Below are 17,011 nucleotides of genomic sequence, written 5' to 3' on the forward strand. Positions count from 1 at the left end.
TGTTAATCATTCCGTTAATCATTAATAAAAAAAGAAAATCTGGGTCTTTGTGTGATTGGATGCTCATCAATGATGGTGTCCACATCGAATACTTGTTTTATGCGCTGTTTGGTAAACACATGACTAGGTGGTGCACAGGCCTGCATTTCGCCTTCCTGCATGACTAACACTCGGTCGGCATACGCTGAAGCAAGCGCCAAGTCGTGCAAAGACACGATTAGCGTACAAGGCAATTTTGACAATAAAGCCAAAACATCGAGCTGGTGGCGAATGTCGAGGTGATTGGTTGGCTCATCGAGAATAAGTACATCAGGGCGCTGCGCCAACGCTCTGGCTATCATCACCCGTTGGCGTTCGCCGCCGGACAAAGAATCAAAAGATCGCTCGGCCAAATGCGCCACATCAAGTAATGCCAATGTGCTTTCAATAATGTGCGTGTCTTCTTCGGAGCGACCCCAAACAAGAGATTTTGGCGTCAGGCCGATTTCTACCATTTCAAAAACGCTCAGGCCAAATTCACCGCCGGTGTCTTGTAATACTGTCGCGATGCGTTGGGCGCATTGGCGTGGAGACAACGACCATAGATCTTTGCCATCGAGCAAGACAGTGCCGTTGGTTGGTTTATTAGTGCGATAAAGACAGCGTAATAGACTGGTTTTTCCTGAACCGTTTGGTCCGACAATCGCAAGAAACTCACCAGGATGAATGGTGACAGATATCGGCTTAAGCAGAGCCTGATCTCGATAGGGCGACCAAGCTACGTCCTTCAGCTGCATGCCCGCAGGCTGACAATCGGCAAAAAACGAGTAGGAAGCATCGTCTTGTTGGCTGTTATTGATTGGAGTATTAATGATTTGGTTGATCAAGGCGAATAGAGGTCCGTAATATTTAATTGTTATAATATAACAAAATAAGACATGGACACAATCTGCCCTTTAAAAAACCTGACTATACGGAAGGACGATTGGCTCAACAAGACCTGTTGGCTGGTGAATTTTCATCTTCACATGTGGGAATTGAATATTGTCTAGATTTTTATTAAAGGCTTGGCTCTTAAGTGTTTCATGGCTAAACTTTTTAATTACTTATAGGAAGGCGTTTTATTTATTAAGAGGTTAAATAAGGAGACGATAAAGATGACATATCGTGTTTATCTATTGTGCTTTTTATTGTATCCCTGTTTTGTACTCGCGGAAAATTACCAATGGGATTTACCTAGTTGGATGACGCCTCCACCGGTTCCTGCGGATAATCCAATGAATAGGGAGAAAGTCGAGTTAGGCCAACGCCTTTTTTATGACGCTAATTTGTCTGGTCCAGGCTACATGTCTTGTTCTACTTGTCACATGCCAGAGCACTCATTTTCAGAGCAGCGGCCCCTTTCAGTTGGTGTGACAGGGCAGTTCCATAGCCGTAATGCTATGGCGATTGTGAATGTGGCTTATATGAAAACACTGACTTGGGCGAATCCTAACGAGGTGCGTTTAGAAGACCAAGCAAAGGTGCCTATTTTTGGGGTTCATCCCATTGAAATGGATACCAAAGGGCAAGAAGACAAGGTGATTTTGTTTCTACAGCGAGACCCTATTTATCCAGACTTATTTCATAAAGCCTTTCCTGACCAAGACTATCCCGTTAGCTTTGACTCGATTACCAAAGCACTGGCTTCTTTTGAGCGTACTTTAATCAGTTATCAGTCTCCCTATGACGATTACAAATACAATCATAGTGACAGTGCCATCAGTGAGGATGCTAAGTTGGGTGAGGCGTTATTTTTTAGCGCGAAACTGGGTTGTTCTAGCTGTCATGCTGGTGTGCATTTTTCCGATGCGACGCAAGCGCCAGCTTTCCATAACACAGGGCTTTATAACTTGGATGGTAAAGGTGCTTATCCAGAAGGCAACCAAGGATTGTATGAACATACAGGGAAAAAGGCAGACAAAGGACGATTTAGAACACCAACTCTGCGCAATATCGCTCAAACTGCGCCTTATATGCATGATGGTTCTATCGCGACACTTGAAGCGGTGATAGAGCATTATGCGGCTGGTGGACGCGCTGCACAGCAGGGTAAAGTATCTCCTTTGCTTGATGATAAAGTGCGTCCTTTTGCGTTAACAATCGATGAAAAGCGTCAGCTCATTGCTTTTTTAAATAGCTTAACGGACACCAATTTTATTGAAAATTTGCACTTCACGACTCCTTTTAGATAGTGTGAAATAGCTAAACAACCGTCGAAAAGTGGTGGTTTCGAGGGTTGTTTAGCTTATAAAGGCGAGTGTTATCAAACAGTAAAGCGTTTTACCTGTCCAGCTAGTTCATCGGAATTACTTAAGGTCTGATTGACCGAATGGCTAATGCGTTTGGAGATTTCCATGACGTCTTTCGACATACTGGCTAGATTCGATAGATTTTCGTTTATCTCGTCAGTGACTTTGCTTTGCTCTTCGGTGGCGCTGGCGGTTTGCGCGGTAAAGTCATAGATTCGTCCAGCGGATGTTTTCACCACTGCAATGGATTCCATGGTTTTACGCGAAAGAGAGACGCTGGTGCCTGCCATATCGACGCTTTGAGTAATCGAGCTTACCGCATTGCTCACCCCAGACTGTAAGTCATTGATCATCTTCTGAATGTCTTCGGTAGAGGCTTGGGTTTTGCTGGCCAACTCACGCACTTCGTCAGCAACCACCGCAAAGCCTCGACCTTGTTCGCCCGCTCTGGCGGCTTCTATTGCTGCGTTTAAGGCGAGTAAATTGGTTTGCTCGGAAATACCAAGGATGACATCCAATACGGAAGCAATTTTATCGGATCGTTCAGATAGCTGATTGATGACGCCAGCCGCACTTTGGATTTGTGCTGCAAGATTGTCTAATTGAGATATTGCATCGTCCAATTGTGTTACGCCATCATCAGCAGAGCGATTTAAGGCTTCGACTTCTGCCACCGTGTCAGCAGCATTTTGCGCGACTTCTCGTGTTGCTCCACCCATTTCTTCAACGGCGGTGACCACAAAATCCAATGACTGGTTTTGGCGTTCACTAAGGTCGGCAGATTCAGAGGCTGATTTACCTAAGTTAAACATCTCTTGGCGAATATGTTCACAACCGTTACGAACCTGCCCAATCAAGCTGCCTAGACGAGCGACAAAGCTGTCTAATTCTCGACTCAATTCGCCTGTTTCATCTGGTTTGACGCTATTGATACGGCGAGTTAAATCACCATCGCCAGAGCTAATTTGTCGAACACCAAAGGTGACTTGTTTGATGGCTTTAGAGATGTTCCTAGGTGCAAACCACGCGAGTATCACACTTAAGCATAAGACGAAAATCGCGAATATGCCGACGATAAGTTTAAACACGTCAGTAAATTCGTTGATGGTTTGATTTTCAAGTTCAGAATATTTACTGATCAGTTCTTCTGAATGATCGTATAACGTGCGTAACTCAATGAAATCTGTTTGGTTTTCACCAATAAAAAGGATCATCGCGGCGTCAGGATTGTCTTTTACTAATCTGATGATATCGGCGTTATGTGAAGACCAGCTTTTGTAAAGGGTATCGAACTTTGCTAGTAGACCAGATATTTCATTTATATCGGCGGTCAGCCCTCGAAACTCCTGCATACGATCCAACGCCTGCTTGGCATTTAATAAGGTCGACTCCTCTAATTCTTTAGCATTTTTGGAGTTGTGCTCAAATACTAATGTTGCTAACGCGAGACGTGATTGATACAAATCTCTATCGGCATTCTGAATTAGTGAGGTGCCAGAAGCGTATTTGCCCATACTATTTTGCAAGTAATTGACTAATGTTTCGGTTGAGATAATGACCAATAAAAAAACCAACGCCAACCCGCCAAATATTAATGTATAGCGGCCTCGTATCGTTTGTAGCATCTTCATGAATTTATCCCTATATTTTAAACGCTGTTGAAACCAAAAAAATGGTTAACTTTCCTTGCTATACAGCTGTCTTTTTCGATGAGACTACACCAATCAAACAATAGCCTTCTATTAAAAATGGCACTTGCATTTGAAGTGTGCAAGCAGCGATAAGGTTGTTCCTTAAACAAATTGTAATTTTTTGCAAAGAACAATGTAGTGGCAAATAATTGCTGTGTGATTTGAGCCAGTAAAATAACCAAAAGGGGAAATGAAAAATGTCGGAGTATTTTGCAACGGTTGAGTGGAAGCGTGGTTCGCAGGTTTTTTCAGACAAAAAATACAGCCGCGGCCATGAATGGCAGTTCGAAGGCGGCGTAGTCGTGCCAGCCTCGTCTTCGCCTCATATTGTCCCTTTACCCATGTCTGTGGCGGAAAATGTTGATCCGGAAGAAGCCTTTGTCGCTTCGCTATCCAGTTGTCATATGTTGTTTTTCTTGGACTTTGCTTCACGCAAAAAGTTAATTGTCGATCAATACATAGATAACGCCATTGGCACCTTAGCTCTGGGGGCGAACGGTAAACAAATGATGACCGAAGTAATATTGCGTCCAACGGTGACATTTGTAGGAGATAGGCCTAGCTCAGAGGAAATCAAAGCACTCCATCATCAGTCCCATGAGGCGTGCTTTATTGCCAACTCAGTATTGACCAACGTCCGTGTCGACGAGGCTTTCTGTGTTTGATCAGTAACAGAAGCGACTCATTGATTGAGTCGCTTTTTAATTACTTATCAAGCTTGAGTAATGGGGATAAACCAATCCAAAGCTTCGATGTCTTTAATCCAGCGTTGGATATTTGGATATTCAGACAACTGATAAGAACCGCCTTCTTCGGCCACATGGGTATAGGGGAAGAGACAAATATCCGCTAGTGTCATGGTGTTTCCCGCCAAAAAGGCCTGTTTCGCTAATGCCTCATCCATGAGTTTTAACGCGGCGCGACCTTGTTCAATACGATCGGGCAGCATTTGCTTTTTCAACTCTGTCATGGCGTTATGAGTGAGCCAAAAACGTGGCGAAGCGATGTTGGGTTCGTGGCTGTATTGCTCCCAAAATAACCATTTATAGACTTTGGCCCTAAGAATGGCATCAGTCGGTAACAAGGCAGATTTGTGTTGTTCTGCAAGATAGAGAAGCACAGCATTACTTTCGCTCAAGCATTGTCCATCATCTAATTGCAATACCGGAATTTTACCATTTGGGTTCATCGCCAAGAAAGACTCGGTGTGTGTTTCACCCTTGGTGATGTCATATTGTTTCAACGTCACTTTTAAACCTAAACAAGCGCATAACAAACGGATTTTATAACCGTTTCCTGAGGGCAAGAAATCGTGCAGAATCATGAGTGTCTCCTTCTTAGTTGATGCTTTGATCATCTGACAAACAGCTCACGGAAAAAAGCGAATTAAATTGACGGCTGGCTTAACGCATTTTGATGAATCCCCAAAAGAGAAAATAGCATTGGATACGGAACTATTAAAAACCCTTGTGGCGATTGTTGATCATGGCAGCTTTCAACGCGCCGCTATGCAAACTTTTCGTACTCCCTCGGCCATCAGTATGCAAATGAAACGACTGGAAGAACAAGTCGGCACCGAGCTGTTTTGCAAGCAAGGTCGAGATCAAGTGCTCACCGAAGACGGCCAACAGCTGGTTCATTACGCAAGGCGAATCTTGCAACTGCAAGAAAGCGCCCTGCAATCCATCAAAGGCCCACAACAGGGTGTTTTGCTTAATTTAGGCTGTCCTAATGATTACGTGGCGAATTTATTGGTCGTCATTATGTCTGTCATGGAAACCATGCAGCCTAATATTCGTTTTCGAATTCGTACAGGTACATCCGCTGAACTAAGAGAGTGGATGGACAAAGGCGAAGTGGATTTAGCCTTGGTCACGCGTACTCCAGACAGTGATGAGGGATTAACCTTGTTTCATGACAAAGGCGTTTGGGTGGCGAAGAAAGGCTTTGATTGGACGACACTGAATCCTTTATCACTGGCCTTATATGAGTCTAGCTGTAAGTTTCATTCCAGTGCCGTTGATGGTTTGCAGAAAAAAGGTACGGATTATCAACTCTATTGCGTGACCGCGAATCTTACCCTGATTGAACGTCTTCTGATGGCCGAAAAAGCTATCTCCGCTATTGCCAGCATCAGCGTGAATGACTCACTAGGCATCATCGAAAGCGATTTATTGCCTGCCTTGCCTGCGGTACAAATAGCCTTCTCCCGCTCCGCCTCCGCACCAGATTGGTTAACCGTTTCATGGATTGAAGAAGTGATTGAGCGGGTGGTAAAAGAAACCAAAAGACCGGCCTAAGAGCTAAGACTCTGTAACCGTATAAAACCGCTCAACCTTTTTTGTCACTTCACCCCAATGAGAGGTTTTTACTCTGGCTTGGTGCCTTTCAAACGCCGCTTTGTCGGTGAATTCTTCGTACACATCAAAGCTTTGTGGATTGTCTGAATCTCGGGTCACAGTGAAGGTGATGCAACCTGCTTCTTGATGAGTCAGCGCGATGTGGTTGGGAAGCTCTGCCAATACCGCGTCTAGATCTTCTGTTGGTACTTCAATGTGGCCGCTTAGGGTGACTTTTGACATGGTCGTTCGTCCTATCGTTTCTGTGTCAGTGGAAGTGACCAATTAAATTTCACCGCGCTAACAGCCAGTAATATCAATATCACACCCAACATTTGCGTTAGGCTGATGTGGGTCGCAAAAGCCAAATGGTCGACAAACAAAGCGGTGATCGGATAGATAAACGACAGTAGAGCAATCAAGCTGGTGGGTAGTTTTTGAAAGCTGTCATACATAATGATGTACATAAATCCGGTTAGCACGGCACCGAGAATCAATAGATCGATCCATTGGTTGATTTGCGTTGGTAAATTATCAAAATCCGCGAAGGGCAAGAGCATAAAGATACCAACGATCACCTGTACCAAGGCCACAAACGTGGAGGGCACTTGGCTGACTTTTTTGGTGACAAGCGTGGTCACGGTATAAAGTAGCGCTGCGCCCAAGGCAAGTAGTAAGCCAAATAATGCAGAAGAACCGTCGCTGCTTGTGTCGCCAGAGAAGAGTGCGCTTATCTCGTTTAGGTCTAATTCCACGATCAAAAATAAACCGACGAACGCCAAGGCTAGCCATAATAACAAACTGCCTGACAGCTTCTCTTTGGTAATTAACGCGCCTGTTAGTACTAAAAATAACGGCTGCATGTGATAGGCCACGGTGGCGATAGAAAACGGAATATAGTTGAACGAAGCAAATAGAAATATCCAGTTCCCTACCAAGGTGATGCCACCCAAAATAATCATTAACAACACGCTGCGCTGGAAATATTCGCGACGAATAAGACCGGCATAATAAGCATAGCCTCCTAGAACAACCGCGCCGATGACGCAGCGGAAAAACACCACATTTAAAAACGCTTGACCTGAGTTGATAACAAAATAGCCGATAGTGCCAGACAGTATCATCGCTAGAATTAGTTCGATGCTGCCGATTGTGTTGCTGGAACGATTCATTGCTGACTCCTAATGGTGTCCTCTGATTTTAAGCGCTCCGATGAGTACCTTTTTTCGAGGAAGTGTTCTATGGTGAATAGAATAGATCCGAAAGCCTGACTTTGGCAGATATAAAAATAGGTAAATACCATAAAATACTATCTATATCGGAGGTAAAAATGCGAAATAACCTAAGAAAAGAAGAGTATTCCTTAGACGGTATTGATACCAAGCTCATCGAGCTGCTTTATGCGAATGCAAGAACTCCAATTACCGAGCTAGCACGTTCTGTAGGAATGACCGCACCAAGTGTTAATGAACGACTCAAACGATTAGAAGAAAGCGGCGTGATTTCTGGTTATCGAGTGGAAGTAAATCCCGTCGTACTGGGTTATAGCTTAATGGCGATTGTTCGTATGCGTCAGCTACCAGGTAAATTAAAAGCCTTAGAAGCGCTGATCAGCTCGATCCCAGAATTTGTCGAATGCGATAAAGTCACAGGGGAAGATTGCTACGTTGCTCGCCTGTATTTAAAAGACATCAGTGAACTAGACCCGATTCTAGACCGAGTCTCTGAGCTGGCGGATACCAATACCGCGATTGTTAAATCTACTCCAGTGACTCGACGGTTGCTGGTTTAAAGTGTGTTTTCCTCAATCTGTGTCAATCAATCGTCTCTGTATCAATAAGTCCGTTTTCCTGATGTCGAGTGTTAAGAGTCACGTGCACTTGTAGGCCTGGATGATTGTCTTGAAGTTCTAGCTTCCCTTGATGAAAGTGTGCGATGGCTTTGATTAATGGGAAGCCTAGCCCATATCCAGGGCTTGTGCGGCTTGATTCTAGGCGAAATAAACGTTGCAAGGCTTTGTCTTTAAATTCATCTGGTATGCCTGGGCCATTATCTTTGACAATGAAACCTGAGGTGGTGGTAATTAGTTCAATAGCGCCACCAGAACCTGTGTATTTGCAGGCATTTTCTAAGGTATTAAACATGGCGCGGAAAATAAGCGTTTTATCACCCTTAATGTGGGGCTGAGCAGTGGCAATAAATGACAGAGTTTGCTGCTTATCTTGAGTCAACGGTTGTATTAGGTCGATAACATCTTCTGCGATTTGATTAATATTCACGGTGTCAAAGTGAGAGTCGGTTTGCTTATGTTCTAGTCGACTCAGTTCTAGCATGGCACTAAACGTCGTTAGAATATGATCCAGCTCTTCAAGCATTTCTTGTAACTGGGATTCGTTAATAGGGGCTTCATATAAGGTGTTTAGGTGGCTTTCGAGGCGCAGGCGCAGTCTGCCAAGTGGCGTACGAAGATCGTGGGCGATGGCATCAGTGACGCCTGAGACAGCATGGAAAGAATCTTCCAGTTGATTGAGCATTCTGTTTATGTAGCTGGCAAGTAGATCGAATTCATCTTGGCGATGGCTAACGGTGACCCGTGCACCTAGGTCACCGGATTGTATGACCTTGGCGGTGTCATTGATGTTTTTGATGCGGCTGAGGAGTTGTGTCGATAAGTAGCGTCCAGATAGCAGACCTAACCCGAGGGTTAGTAGCAAAGCCAATATGCCGGCCCGAAGAAATTGAGTTTGCAAGAAATATAAGTTTTCATCATCAAAGGCAACCAATAAGCGTCCATGGGTGAGTGTTGTAATACAGCCTATGTAAAAGCGCAGATCGTTTGCACTGTCGACAAAAAAGGTCGTTTGCGCAGGGCAAGTTGCGAGGCTGGTTGGTAAGCGGGTAAGGTTTCCGTATGTTGCATGCGCATTTTCATAGGCAAGCACCAGATTATTAATTTGCTTGGCTTGATTCGTAAATTGAAGCAGGTATTCATCTTCGTTCATTTGTTGGTTGAAGAGGCGTTGTTGCTGCGTAATAAGCTGAATTTGCTGTTGATAGCTGCGGCTTATCTCGCCCACGCTGAGTTGATAAAGCACAAAAAAAGCCACCGCCATTAAGGTGATTAATAGGGTCGTGTAAAGCAGAGTAAAGCGCCAAGCAAAGCTAGCCCGTCGCTTTTTCAACCAATCGGTAACCAACGCCGCGTATTGTTTCAAGGATCGGGGGAAGGTCATCGGTTTCTACCTTTTTTCGTAAGCGTGCCACGTGAACATCAATGACATTGGTTTGTGGGTCGAAGTCATAATCCCATACTGCCTCAAATAATAAGGTGCGGGTAACGACTTGTTTAGGGTGTTCCATCAAATAGCGTAAGATTTGGAACTCTTTTGGTTGCAGGCTGATTTCTTTTCCAGCCCGCCAAACTTGTCTGGTAAGTAGATCCATTTTCAGGTCTGACACTTGTAACAAGGTACTTTGTTGCACAGCTGCCATGGGTTGTCTTCTGATGAGTATTTCAACGCGAGCTAGAAGTTCGGCAAAGGCGAAGGGTTTGACAAGGTAATCGTCTCCGCCTTCGCGTAGCCCTTTGACTCGCTCATCAACAGAATCTAATGCGCTGAGTATTAAAACGGGTAAGGTTTTTTGGGCGCTGCGCAAAGTATTGAGAACGGTTAAACCATCTAATTTTGGAAGCATGCGATCCAGAATGATCAGCTGATAATCCCCTTCTAATGCTTGGAATAGAGCATCTTGCCCATCGCTGGCGACGTCTACTTGATAGCCTTGTTCTGTCAGACCCTTTTTGATAAAGCCTTGTGTTACGAGATCGTCTTCAACTACCAAAATTCGCACGGTTTGTTCCTATTATTGTGAGCCTGGCGTTTTTTCTATTGCGGCGGCTGTTCTTATGTTAAGCAAGTTTGTTCAATGCTGGAATAGAGGGATGGCTCATTTTCAAAAAAGCGACGCATTTAGCGTCGCAGAGAAGGAATTACTTCACCTGATTTGGCGTCCATTAATATTTTTGTCGAACCAGATGGCCCTAGCAATTCGATTTCATAGAATGTTAATCCACGTTTGTGTTCTAGCTCGATGGATTCAATATAAGAACCTTCCTGCGGATTAGAAAGCGCTATTGCATTTTTAATGGAAACGCCTTGCTGTAGTGATTCCAGTGCGGTTTGATCATTGTCATCTAATTTATTAAAGCCCATGAAACGTAGAGATTTAGAGTGTCTATCTATTTCTTCACCGCTGTACAGTGCATATTTTGCTTTGTATCTTACACCTTCTTTTAGGTCGATCCCTTTGATTTCATACACCAGAATGTTGTCTTCGTCATCCAGTTCGATTTCCATCACTGTAGAAGGGAAATCAGCTTGGAACTTTTCTAGGAGGCTATCCAAAGAAACTTTGCTAGATTTTAGTGCCTGTAGCATAAGTTGGTCTTCTTGATAATCATCGCTGTCTTTTGCGTGCACTGTACTGCTCATCAATAGAGCGCTTGAGCATAAGGCGACAAGTGTACTTATCGAAAAAAAGGTAGTGAAGATAATGCTGAGCTTTGCTTTAAGAGTCATGATTATTAACCTATATAGTGTGGTTGTTTGAATGAATATGGCGACACTATAGCTGGCTGTTATTAACGACAAGATGGCCGCAACATTAAACTTTGTTCATCTTGAGCGAAGGCTTTTTATCTAGCGATATACGGTTACCTGTAAAACAGTGTAGAATTTCTAATTATTATCGCTATAACTATTCGCGCAACTATCAATGAGAACTTATGACTTCTGACAATTCGCTATTCCCCGACAACCCATTATTACTCGACAATCAGTTGTGTTTTGCCTTGTACTCGACTTCTCTTGCGATGACGCAGTTCTATAAAGAGCCGCTTTCTGCTATCGGCCTGACGTATCCGCAATATACGGTGATGTTGATTTTATGGGAGCAAGATGGGGTGAGTTTGAAACACATCAGTGATGCGCTTGGGCAAAAATCTGGCGCGCTAACACCTGTAATAAAACGCATGGAAGTTGATGGTTTAGTGCAGCGTTTACGTGGCGTGGATGATGATCGTAGTTTAAGTATTGCCTTGACTGAAAAAGGTAAAAAGCTGCGCGAACAAGGTTTAGAAGTGAACCGCTGTGTTGCTGAGGCCTGCGGAATCGATATGGATGAAGTCGTTGCTTTACGTGAGCAGCTAGTTGCCCTTAGACAAAAACTTGTAAAATAATGCTTGCGCAGTAATAGTTATTGCAATAACATAAATCCATCAGCTCAGGTAACTGAGCTTTTATTTAATTATATAGTTATCGCGATAATCATTATTCAGATAACATAATGCAACAATGACATTTTAGGAGCAATATTATGCAAGCAATTTATAGCGCAACAGCAACATCAACTGGTGGCCGTGATGGTCGTTCTATTACATCTGACAACAAATTGGATCTTGCTCTAAGCACGCCAAAAGAATTGGGCGGCGCTGGCGGTGAAGGTACTAACCCAGAGCAGCTTTTCGCAGCAGGTTATTCTGCTTGTTTCATCGGCGCATTGAAGTTGGTTGCATCTCAACAGAAAGTAAAAGTGCCTAATGACGTTAACGTCACAGCAACTATTGGTATCGGCGCTAACACCAAAGGTGAAGGTTTTACTATCTGCGCAGATTTAGAAGTGAATGTTCCTGGCGTAGAAAAAGACGTAGTAGAAAAATTAGTAGAAGCCGCTCACAAGGTTTGCCCATATTCAAACGCAACACGTGGCAACATTGATGTGAACTTCACTATCAAGTAATGGTTTTCCATTAAATCGTTAGTCTCAAGAATCCCTTTTGCATGAATTTGCAGAAGGGATTTTTTGTTGCGTTTTAATCATAGTCTTAACCGACTACACTGGTGATTGATACGCTACATTTTCTGATTTAAATAGAGGTGAAACAGCATGACACATCGAAAGCTCGAACAGCATGAGATAGAGCAAGCCCTTAACCAGTTAAACACAGAAGCGTCACAAGACTGGGCGATCGAAGACGAAAAGCTCAGTAAAACCTTTAAATTCAAAGACTTTCAACACGCTTTTGGTTTTATGACCATGTGTGCGATCTACGCTGAAAAGCAAGATCATCATCCTGAATGGTTTAATGTTTACAATAAAGTTAGCATTCAACTGACATCACACGATGTATCTGGCATTTCCAATAAAGACTTTGATCTTGCGAAGAAGATGGAAACCTTTGCATTGTCTGTGTAATAGATAATTCACCACAACACGCAGGCTTCCGAGTTCGATTATTCGCTAATTAGTTAGAATAGCTGCCAATAGTTGACTGGAAGTCGGCACTAATCCCACTTTAATCTCGAAAGGTTTGAACACCTTATTAATGATTTCTGCGGTGTAATTACCTTTGTCGTTTTCGATTTCTGACAAGGTCTTACGAGAGACGCCACACAGCTTGGTATAAGCATCTTGTCTAATACCCAGAACGCCAACGCGTAATTCTCGTAGTGCGGCGCCTTGTGTCATTTCATCCAACAATAAACTTTTGATGATCTGATTAATCGCAATTAATTGTTCTTCTTTTGTCATCGGCTCTAAGCTTTTAGACGCACGCTGACGAGTGCTGCTTGATGATTCTGGCGCGTCAGCCTCAATAGCAATAGGGCTTTCAGCAAGGTTTTTAATAGAGTCATCAATAGTGCTTTCTATCGCTTTTTGGGTTTTGCTTTTCTTTGGCGTTTGGGGATCTGTGGTAGACACTTTCACAACTTCAGTAGATACGATCACTTCAGGCTGAGAATCTTTTTTTTCTTTAGAATGTTTCTTGGTTTCTAGTTTGTCCTGCTTCTTCTTTTTTTGCTCATTTTTCTTTGATTTGGCTTTATGCTTCTTCAATGGTTGAGCGCTGTCTAACTGTCCTTTCATCTTCATTTTGTCGTCTCCGTAGGCCTTATAAAAAAGCGAGGTTGAGTACCGTGAATGAAATGAGAGTACAGAGCTAATATGACAGATAAGTAACAATAATAAATAAAGGTTAAACAACTCAAACTATTTTTTTAAGTTATAGATATTCATAGTATTTTCACCAAATACTTTTTCCTTAGATAAGCTATTTTGTGTCAAATATAGCTCAACTATGTCGAACCATTTTGCGTAAGACGATGCCAAAAGGCTGACTGGCCAGTCGCTGCCCCAGAGGACTCTTTGTTCCCCGAAGACGTCAAAAATAGTATCGATATAAGGAAATAAATCCTTCGCTTGCCAATCACTGCTTGCTTCAGTAACGAGACCAGAAAGCTTACAACTTACGTTTGGTAAATCTCGAAACGCACTGAGATCTGTACGCCACTGGTGCAATTCACGCTCTTTAATGTTTGGTTTCGCACCATGATTGATAACAACTTTTAGGTCTGGATGTTGTTCTATCAGTTGTTTTAAATTTTTTAGATGCTGTGGTTTAACAAGAGCATCGAATACAAGTTGGTGTTGTCTTAGACTGCGTAATGTTTTAGCAACAGCGGGACTTAGCATCCAGTCAATGTCTTTAATGTCTTGGATCATTGGACGTATGCCAACTAATTTAGGGTGCTTTGCCAATTCAGCGATATGTTTTGGTGCGTTGCTATGATCAAAATCGCCCCAGCCTACGACGCCTTTGATGTATTCGTATTGCTCGCTAAGCCGTAACAAAAATTGGGTTTCTGCTTCCGTCGGAGCAGCCTGAACCAACACGGTGCCGTCAATATGGTGATTGTTCAGTAAGGGAAGTAGGTCATCCGGCTTGAAGTCTTTATACAACGCAGTCAGTTCTGGCGTTAACCAGCTGTAATCATTGCGTTCTAGTCGCCAAAAGTGTTGATGAGCATCAATCCGCATGATTTATCACTCCCTTTTTGACCATAATATTTGCGTAAGGGCGAATGTCTGAAGTTTGGATAATCACAAAGGCTTGTTTTGCTCTTTGATAAAATCCAAATCGTTCAAGCCCAATTGGACGAGCGGTGAAGTTGGTTTTCTTTTGAATTATTTGTGTGAAATCCTCCACTGTTGGAGGAACGATCTCAGGGTGATCGACTGTTTCCATGGTAATAAAAGGGTTTTCAACAAAGGTATCGATAGGGAGAAGCGTGAGGATAGCGGATAAGGCTTCAGAGCTGTTTACACCGCTTAGCCTAATGCACTCTCGACCATGGCTGGTGGCTGGAAAATTGGCATCGGTGATGAGTAATTCATCACCGTGCCCCATTGCTCTCATTGCATAAAGCAGTTCAGGCGTAATGATACTTGGTATGTGATAAAGCATGATGTTCCTCTTATTTTTATTATGGAAAGAGTTTTTTTAGAAGACAGAACTTCTCATTATTTTGCGAATTACATTTTAAAATACTCAGCGTGAGATTCTTCCAATGGCAAAATTCTAGGGATCAGTTGGCCAATGTGATATTTCATTGCTTCCCGAGCGGCATCGACATCTTGTTCTTTGATCGCAGCAAGAATCGCCTGATGTTCTTTTACGGCTTCCGCAGGTCTACCTTCTTCCGGCAAAATCAGCATACGCGCTCTCACCAAGTGTAGAGAGACGCTGTCTAACACTTGTGAAACACCGTTGAAGCCAGTGAAATTCATCAGCAGAGTGTGAAATTCTTCATCTGCTTGGTAAAAACCCACGAAGTCTTTGTCTTCCACCAATAACGCTTGCATTCGTACGTTGCGAGTCAAGGCGGCTAATTGTTCCTCGCTGCGTTCTAGCGTTACTTTTTCAACGGCGGCGACTTCTAATGCTTGCCTTAAAAAGCTTGCCTCACGTATTTCATCCATGGAAAAACAGGATACTTTAGTCGCCGATTGTGGGATGACATCGACTAAACCTTCCGCAGACAGTCGAGCTAATGCTTCAGCAACAGGAGAGCGGGAAACGCCCAGCTGCTCACAAATTGCGCCTTTTCGAATCACTGTGCCGGGCGGGTATTGCATGGAAAGTATGGCCTCTCGCAATGATTGATATACCCGCTGAGACAGTGAACCGCTCAAGTTCTGGATTTTATTAAGCGATGACTCTGCCATAAATTTATTTCCTTAATACTAACATGTTAGTTGACGATTGAAATTGTTGGTGCTAGTTTGAATATACAACAACAATAATTAAATGTGAATTTAGAACAGGGGATTGCCCATGATCATTGGGTCCAAACAAACTATTCGTTTACACGCTAATGATAACGTCGTTATCGCCTTAAGTGATCTTGCTGAAGGCAGTAAATTAAACGAATTTGACGTTACGCTACTTAGCTATGTCCCAAGAGGTCATAAGGTCGCTGTTAAGAATATAGCGAAAGGCGATAATGTTATTCGCTATGGCCAAATCATTGGACAAGCGACACAAGCTATAGCGCTCGGAGAACATGTACACGTTCAAAACATGGGCATGGGCGAGCATCTTCAAGACTATGCATTTTCTCAAAACAGCAATTCATTACCTCCAATTTTAACCCCTCGTACTTTTAACGGTTATCACCGTGAAAATGGCAAAGTCGGTACTCGTAACTATCTTGGTATTTTAACTTCGGTTAATTGTGCTGGTTCCGTTGCGCGTTTTATCGAAGAGGCGGCTACTAAAACTGATTTCCTAAAAGATTATCCGAATATTGATGGCATCGTGCCGATTGTTCATAGCACTGGCTGTGGCATGTCGGGTCAAGGTGAAGGCTATCAAACTCTTCACCGTACGCTGACGGGTTATGCCAATAATCCAAATTTCGGCGGCATTTTGTTGGTCGGTCTTGGCTGTGAAGTACTGCAAGTGTCTAGCCTTGTGGACAGTCAAGAACCGAGCGCTGCCTTTCGTTATATGACGATTCAGTCTGAAGGCGGTACGCGAAAAACAATCGAAAAAGGCTTACAGGAACTGCATTTATTAGCTCAAGAAGCAAATAAAGCAACACGAGAACCTGCTCCTGTCTCCGAAATTATGGTCGGTATGCAATGTGGTGGCTCCGATGGCTATTCCGGTATTACTGCTAATCCAGCTTTAGGTTATGCCTCTGATTTATTAGTTCGTCACGGTGGCACTACTATCCTCTCAGAAACATCTGAAGTGTATGGCGCGGAACATTTATTGACTCGCCGCTCGGTATCAGAAGAGGTAGGGCAGAAGCTAATTGATCGAATCCATTGGTGGGAAGATTACTGTGCCCGTAATGGCGGTGAAATGGACAATAATCCAAGTCCCGGTAATAAAAACGGTGGTTTAACTACCATTCTTGAAAAGTCTTTGGGAGCAGTTGCCAAAAGCGGCAGCGCGCCATTAACCGATGTTTACCTGTTTGGCGAAGCGATTGATAAAAAAGGCTTTGTATTTATGGATAGCCCAGGCTTTGACCCATGTTCAGTAACCGGGCAAGTCGCATCTGGGGCGAACATGATTATTTTTACCACAGGACGTGGTTCAGTTTCAGGTTATAAGCCTACGCCATGTATTAAGTTGGCAACTAATACAGAAATGTATCGTCGGCTTCAAGAAGACATGGATCTGAACTGTGGAGATATCGTCACTAGTGGTGTGTCAATTGAAGAAAAAGGCACGGAGCTATTCGAGCTAATTATTCGAATTGCGTCAGGTGAAGAAACAAAAAGTGAAGCGTTAGGTTTTGGTGGGGCAGAATTTGTGCCTTGGCAAATTGGCGCAGTGATGTAGGTCTTTTTTCAATTT

20 protein-coding genes are annotated in these 17,011 nt (G+C 43.3%); 8 read left to right on the forward strand and 12 right to left on the reverse strand.

What is annotated here, in order from left to right:
- Positions 1-14: 14 nt before the first annotated feature.
- Entirely contained in the window at positions 15-866 is an 852-nt protein-coding gene (locus KPL72_RS02445; RefSeq protein ID WP_212917391.1) for an ABC transporter ATP-binding protein, read from the reverse strand.
- Between the two features lie 270 nt (positions 867-1,136).
- Here KPL72_RS02445 and KPL72_RS02450 point away from each other — a divergent pair, with 270 nt between their 5' ends.
- Positions 1,137-2,213, forward strand: a complete 1,077-nt coding sequence (locus KPL72_RS02450) for an MbnH family di-heme enzyme (RefSeq protein WP_219701698.1) — start codon at positions 1,137-1,139, stop codon at positions 2,211-2,213.
- 71 nt (positions 2,214-2,284) lie between these two features.
- Here KPL72_RS02450 and KPL72_RS02455 read toward each other — a convergent pair whose 3' ends face one another.
- A complete protein-coding gene (locus tag KPL72_RS02455) occupies positions 2,285-3,901 on the reverse strand; it encodes a methyl-accepting chemotaxis protein (RefSeq protein ID WP_219701700.1) in 1,617 nt (538 codons plus the stop codon).
- Positions 3,902-4,158: 257 nt separating this feature from the next.
- On the opposite strand from KPL72_RS02455, the gene KPL72_RS02460 reads away from it, so the two are divergent.
- Complete coding sequence (locus KPL72_RS02460; protein WP_219701702.1) at positions 4,159-4,626, forward strand: OsmC family protein; 468 nt, start codon at positions 4,159-4,161, stop codon at positions 4,624-4,626.
- Between the two features lie 47 nt (positions 4,627-4,673).
- Here KPL72_RS02460 and KPL72_RS02465 read toward each other — a convergent pair whose 3' ends face one another.
- A complete protein-coding gene (locus KPL72_RS02465) occupies positions 4,674-5,285 on the reverse strand; it encodes a glutathione S-transferase family protein (protein WP_219701704.1) in 612 nt (203 codons plus the stop codon).
- A 67-nt stretch (positions 5,286-5,352) separates the two neighbouring features.
- On the opposite strand from KPL72_RS02465, the gene KPL72_RS02470 reads away from it, so the two are divergent.
- On the forward strand, positions 5,353-6,261 hold the full coding sequence (locus KPL72_RS02470) for a LysR family transcriptional regulator (protein WP_219701706.1): 909 nt from the start codon (positions 5,353-5,355) through the stop codon (positions 6,259-6,261).
- Positions 6,262-6,264: 3 nt separating this feature from the next.
- On the opposite strand, the gene KPL72_RS02475 is transcribed toward KPL72_RS02470, so the two are convergent.
- Together KPL72_RS02475 and KPL72_RS02480 are read right to left on the reverse strand one after the other, a co-directional pair.
- Positions 6,265-6,543, reverse strand: a complete 279-nt coding sequence (locus KPL72_RS02475) for a putative quinol monooxygenase (protein ID WP_219701707.1) — start codon at positions 6,541-6,543, stop codon at positions 6,265-6,267.
- Positions 6,544-6,554: 11 nt separating this feature from the next.
- The gene (locus KPL72_RS02480; RefSeq protein WP_219701709.1) at positions 6,555-7,472 is read right to left on the reverse strand and encodes a DMT family transporter; all 918 of its coding nucleotides are present in this window, start codon (positions 7,470-7,472) and stop codon (positions 6,555-6,557) included.
- Positions 7,473-7,630: 158 nt separating this feature from the next.
- Here KPL72_RS02480 and KPL72_RS02485 point away from each other — a divergent pair, with 158 nt between their 5' ends.
- Positions 7,631-8,092 (forward strand): Lrp/AsnC family transcriptional regulator, encoded by a 462-nt coding sequence (locus KPL72_RS02485; RefSeq protein ID WP_219701710.1) that lies wholly within the window; start codon positions 7,631-7,633, stop codon positions 8,090-8,092.
- 22 nt (positions 8,093-8,114) lie between these two features.
- On the opposite strand, the gene KPL72_RS02490 is transcribed toward KPL72_RS02485, so the two are convergent.
- From KPL72_RS02490 to KPL72_RS02500, 3 genes are all read right to left on the reverse strand, one after another.
- Complete coding sequence (locus KPL72_RS02490; RefSeq protein WP_219701713.1) at positions 8,115-9,533, reverse strand: sensor histidine kinase; 1,419 nt, start codon at positions 9,531-9,533, stop codon at positions 8,115-8,117.
- Positions 9,463-10,152: a response regulator transcription factor gene (locus tag KPL72_RS02495; RefSeq protein WP_212917401.1), complete on the reverse strand. Its 690-nt coding sequence runs from the start codon at positions 10,150-10,152 to the stop codon at positions 9,463-9,465. The genes KPL72_RS02490 and KPL72_RS02495 overlap by 71 nt, the downstream gene beginning before the upstream one ends.
- A 119-nt stretch (positions 10,153-10,271) precedes the next feature.
- A complete protein-coding gene (locus KPL72_RS02500; protein WP_219701716.1) occupies positions 10,272-10,880 on the reverse strand; it encodes a PepSY domain-containing protein in 609 nt (202 codons plus the stop codon).
- A gap of 206 nt (positions 10,881-11,086) precedes the next feature.
- Between KPL72_RS02500 and KPL72_RS02505 the strand changes: the two genes are divergently transcribed.
- From KPL72_RS02505 to KPL72_RS02515, 3 genes are all read left to right on the forward strand, one after another.
- Positions 11,087-11,539 (forward strand): MarR family winged helix-turn-helix transcriptional regulator, encoded by a 453-nt coding sequence (locus KPL72_RS02505; RefSeq protein WP_212917403.1) that lies wholly within the window; start codon positions 11,087-11,089, stop codon positions 11,537-11,539.
- Positions 11,540-11,676: 137 nt separating this feature from the next.
- Positions 11,677-12,099: an organic hydroperoxide resistance protein gene (locus KPL72_RS02510; RefSeq protein WP_072838756.1), complete on the forward strand. Its 423-nt coding sequence runs from the start codon at positions 11,677-11,679 to the stop codon at positions 12,097-12,099.
- Between the two features lie 147 nt (positions 12,100-12,246).
- Positions 12,247-12,555 (forward strand): 4a-hydroxytetrahydrobiopterin dehydratase, encoded by a 309-nt coding sequence (locus KPL72_RS02515; protein WP_072838757.1) that lies wholly within the window; start codon positions 12,247-12,249, stop codon positions 12,553-12,555.
- Positions 12,556-12,600: 45 nt separating this feature from the next.
- Here KPL72_RS02515 and KPL72_RS02520 read toward each other — a convergent pair whose 3' ends face one another.
- The 4 genes from KPL72_RS02520 to KPL72_RS02535 all read right to left on the reverse strand — a co-directional run bounded on the left by KPL72_RS02520 (position 12,601) and on the right by KPL72_RS02535 (position 15,366).
- The gene (locus KPL72_RS02520) at positions 12,601-13,233 is read right to left on the reverse strand and encodes a helix-turn-helix transcriptional regulator (RefSeq protein ID WP_084122209.1); all 633 of its coding nucleotides are present in this window, start codon (positions 13,231-13,233) and stop codon (positions 12,601-12,603) included.
- A gap of 117 nt (positions 13,234-13,350) precedes the next feature.
- Positions 13,351-14,178: an amidohydrolase family protein gene (locus tag KPL72_RS02525; protein WP_219701718.1), complete on the reverse strand. Its 828-nt coding sequence runs from the start codon at positions 14,176-14,178 to the stop codon at positions 13,351-13,353.
- Entirely contained in the window at positions 14,168-14,605 is a 438-nt protein-coding gene (locus KPL72_RS02530; protein WP_219701719.1) for an RbsD/FucU family protein, read from the reverse strand. The genes KPL72_RS02525 and KPL72_RS02530 overlap by 11 nt, the downstream gene beginning before the upstream one ends.
- A gap of 68 nt (positions 14,606-14,673) precedes the next feature.
- Positions 14,674-15,366 carry a GntR family transcriptional regulator gene (locus KPL72_RS02535; protein ID WP_219701721.1) on the reverse strand — a complete coding sequence of 231 codons (693 nt, stop codon included), beginning with the start codon at positions 15,364-15,366 and terminating at the stop codon, positions 14,674-14,676.
- Positions 15,367-15,475: 109 nt separating this feature from the next.
- On the opposite strand from KPL72_RS02535, the gene KPL72_RS02540 reads away from it, so the two are divergent.
- Positions 15,476-16,996: a UxaA family hydrolase gene (locus tag KPL72_RS02540; RefSeq protein ID WP_219701724.1), complete on the forward strand. Its 1,521-nt coding sequence runs from the start codon at positions 15,476-15,478 to the stop codon at positions 16,994-16,996.
- The last annotated feature ends 15 nt before the right edge of the window (positions 16,997-17,011 follow it).

It is taken from the genome of Marinomonas lutimaris (assembly GCF_019426345.1).
In the GTDB taxonomy this organism is placed as follows: domain Bacteria; phylum Pseudomonadota; class Gammaproteobacteria; order Pseudomonadales; family Marinomonadaceae; genus Marinomonas; species Marinomonas lutimaris.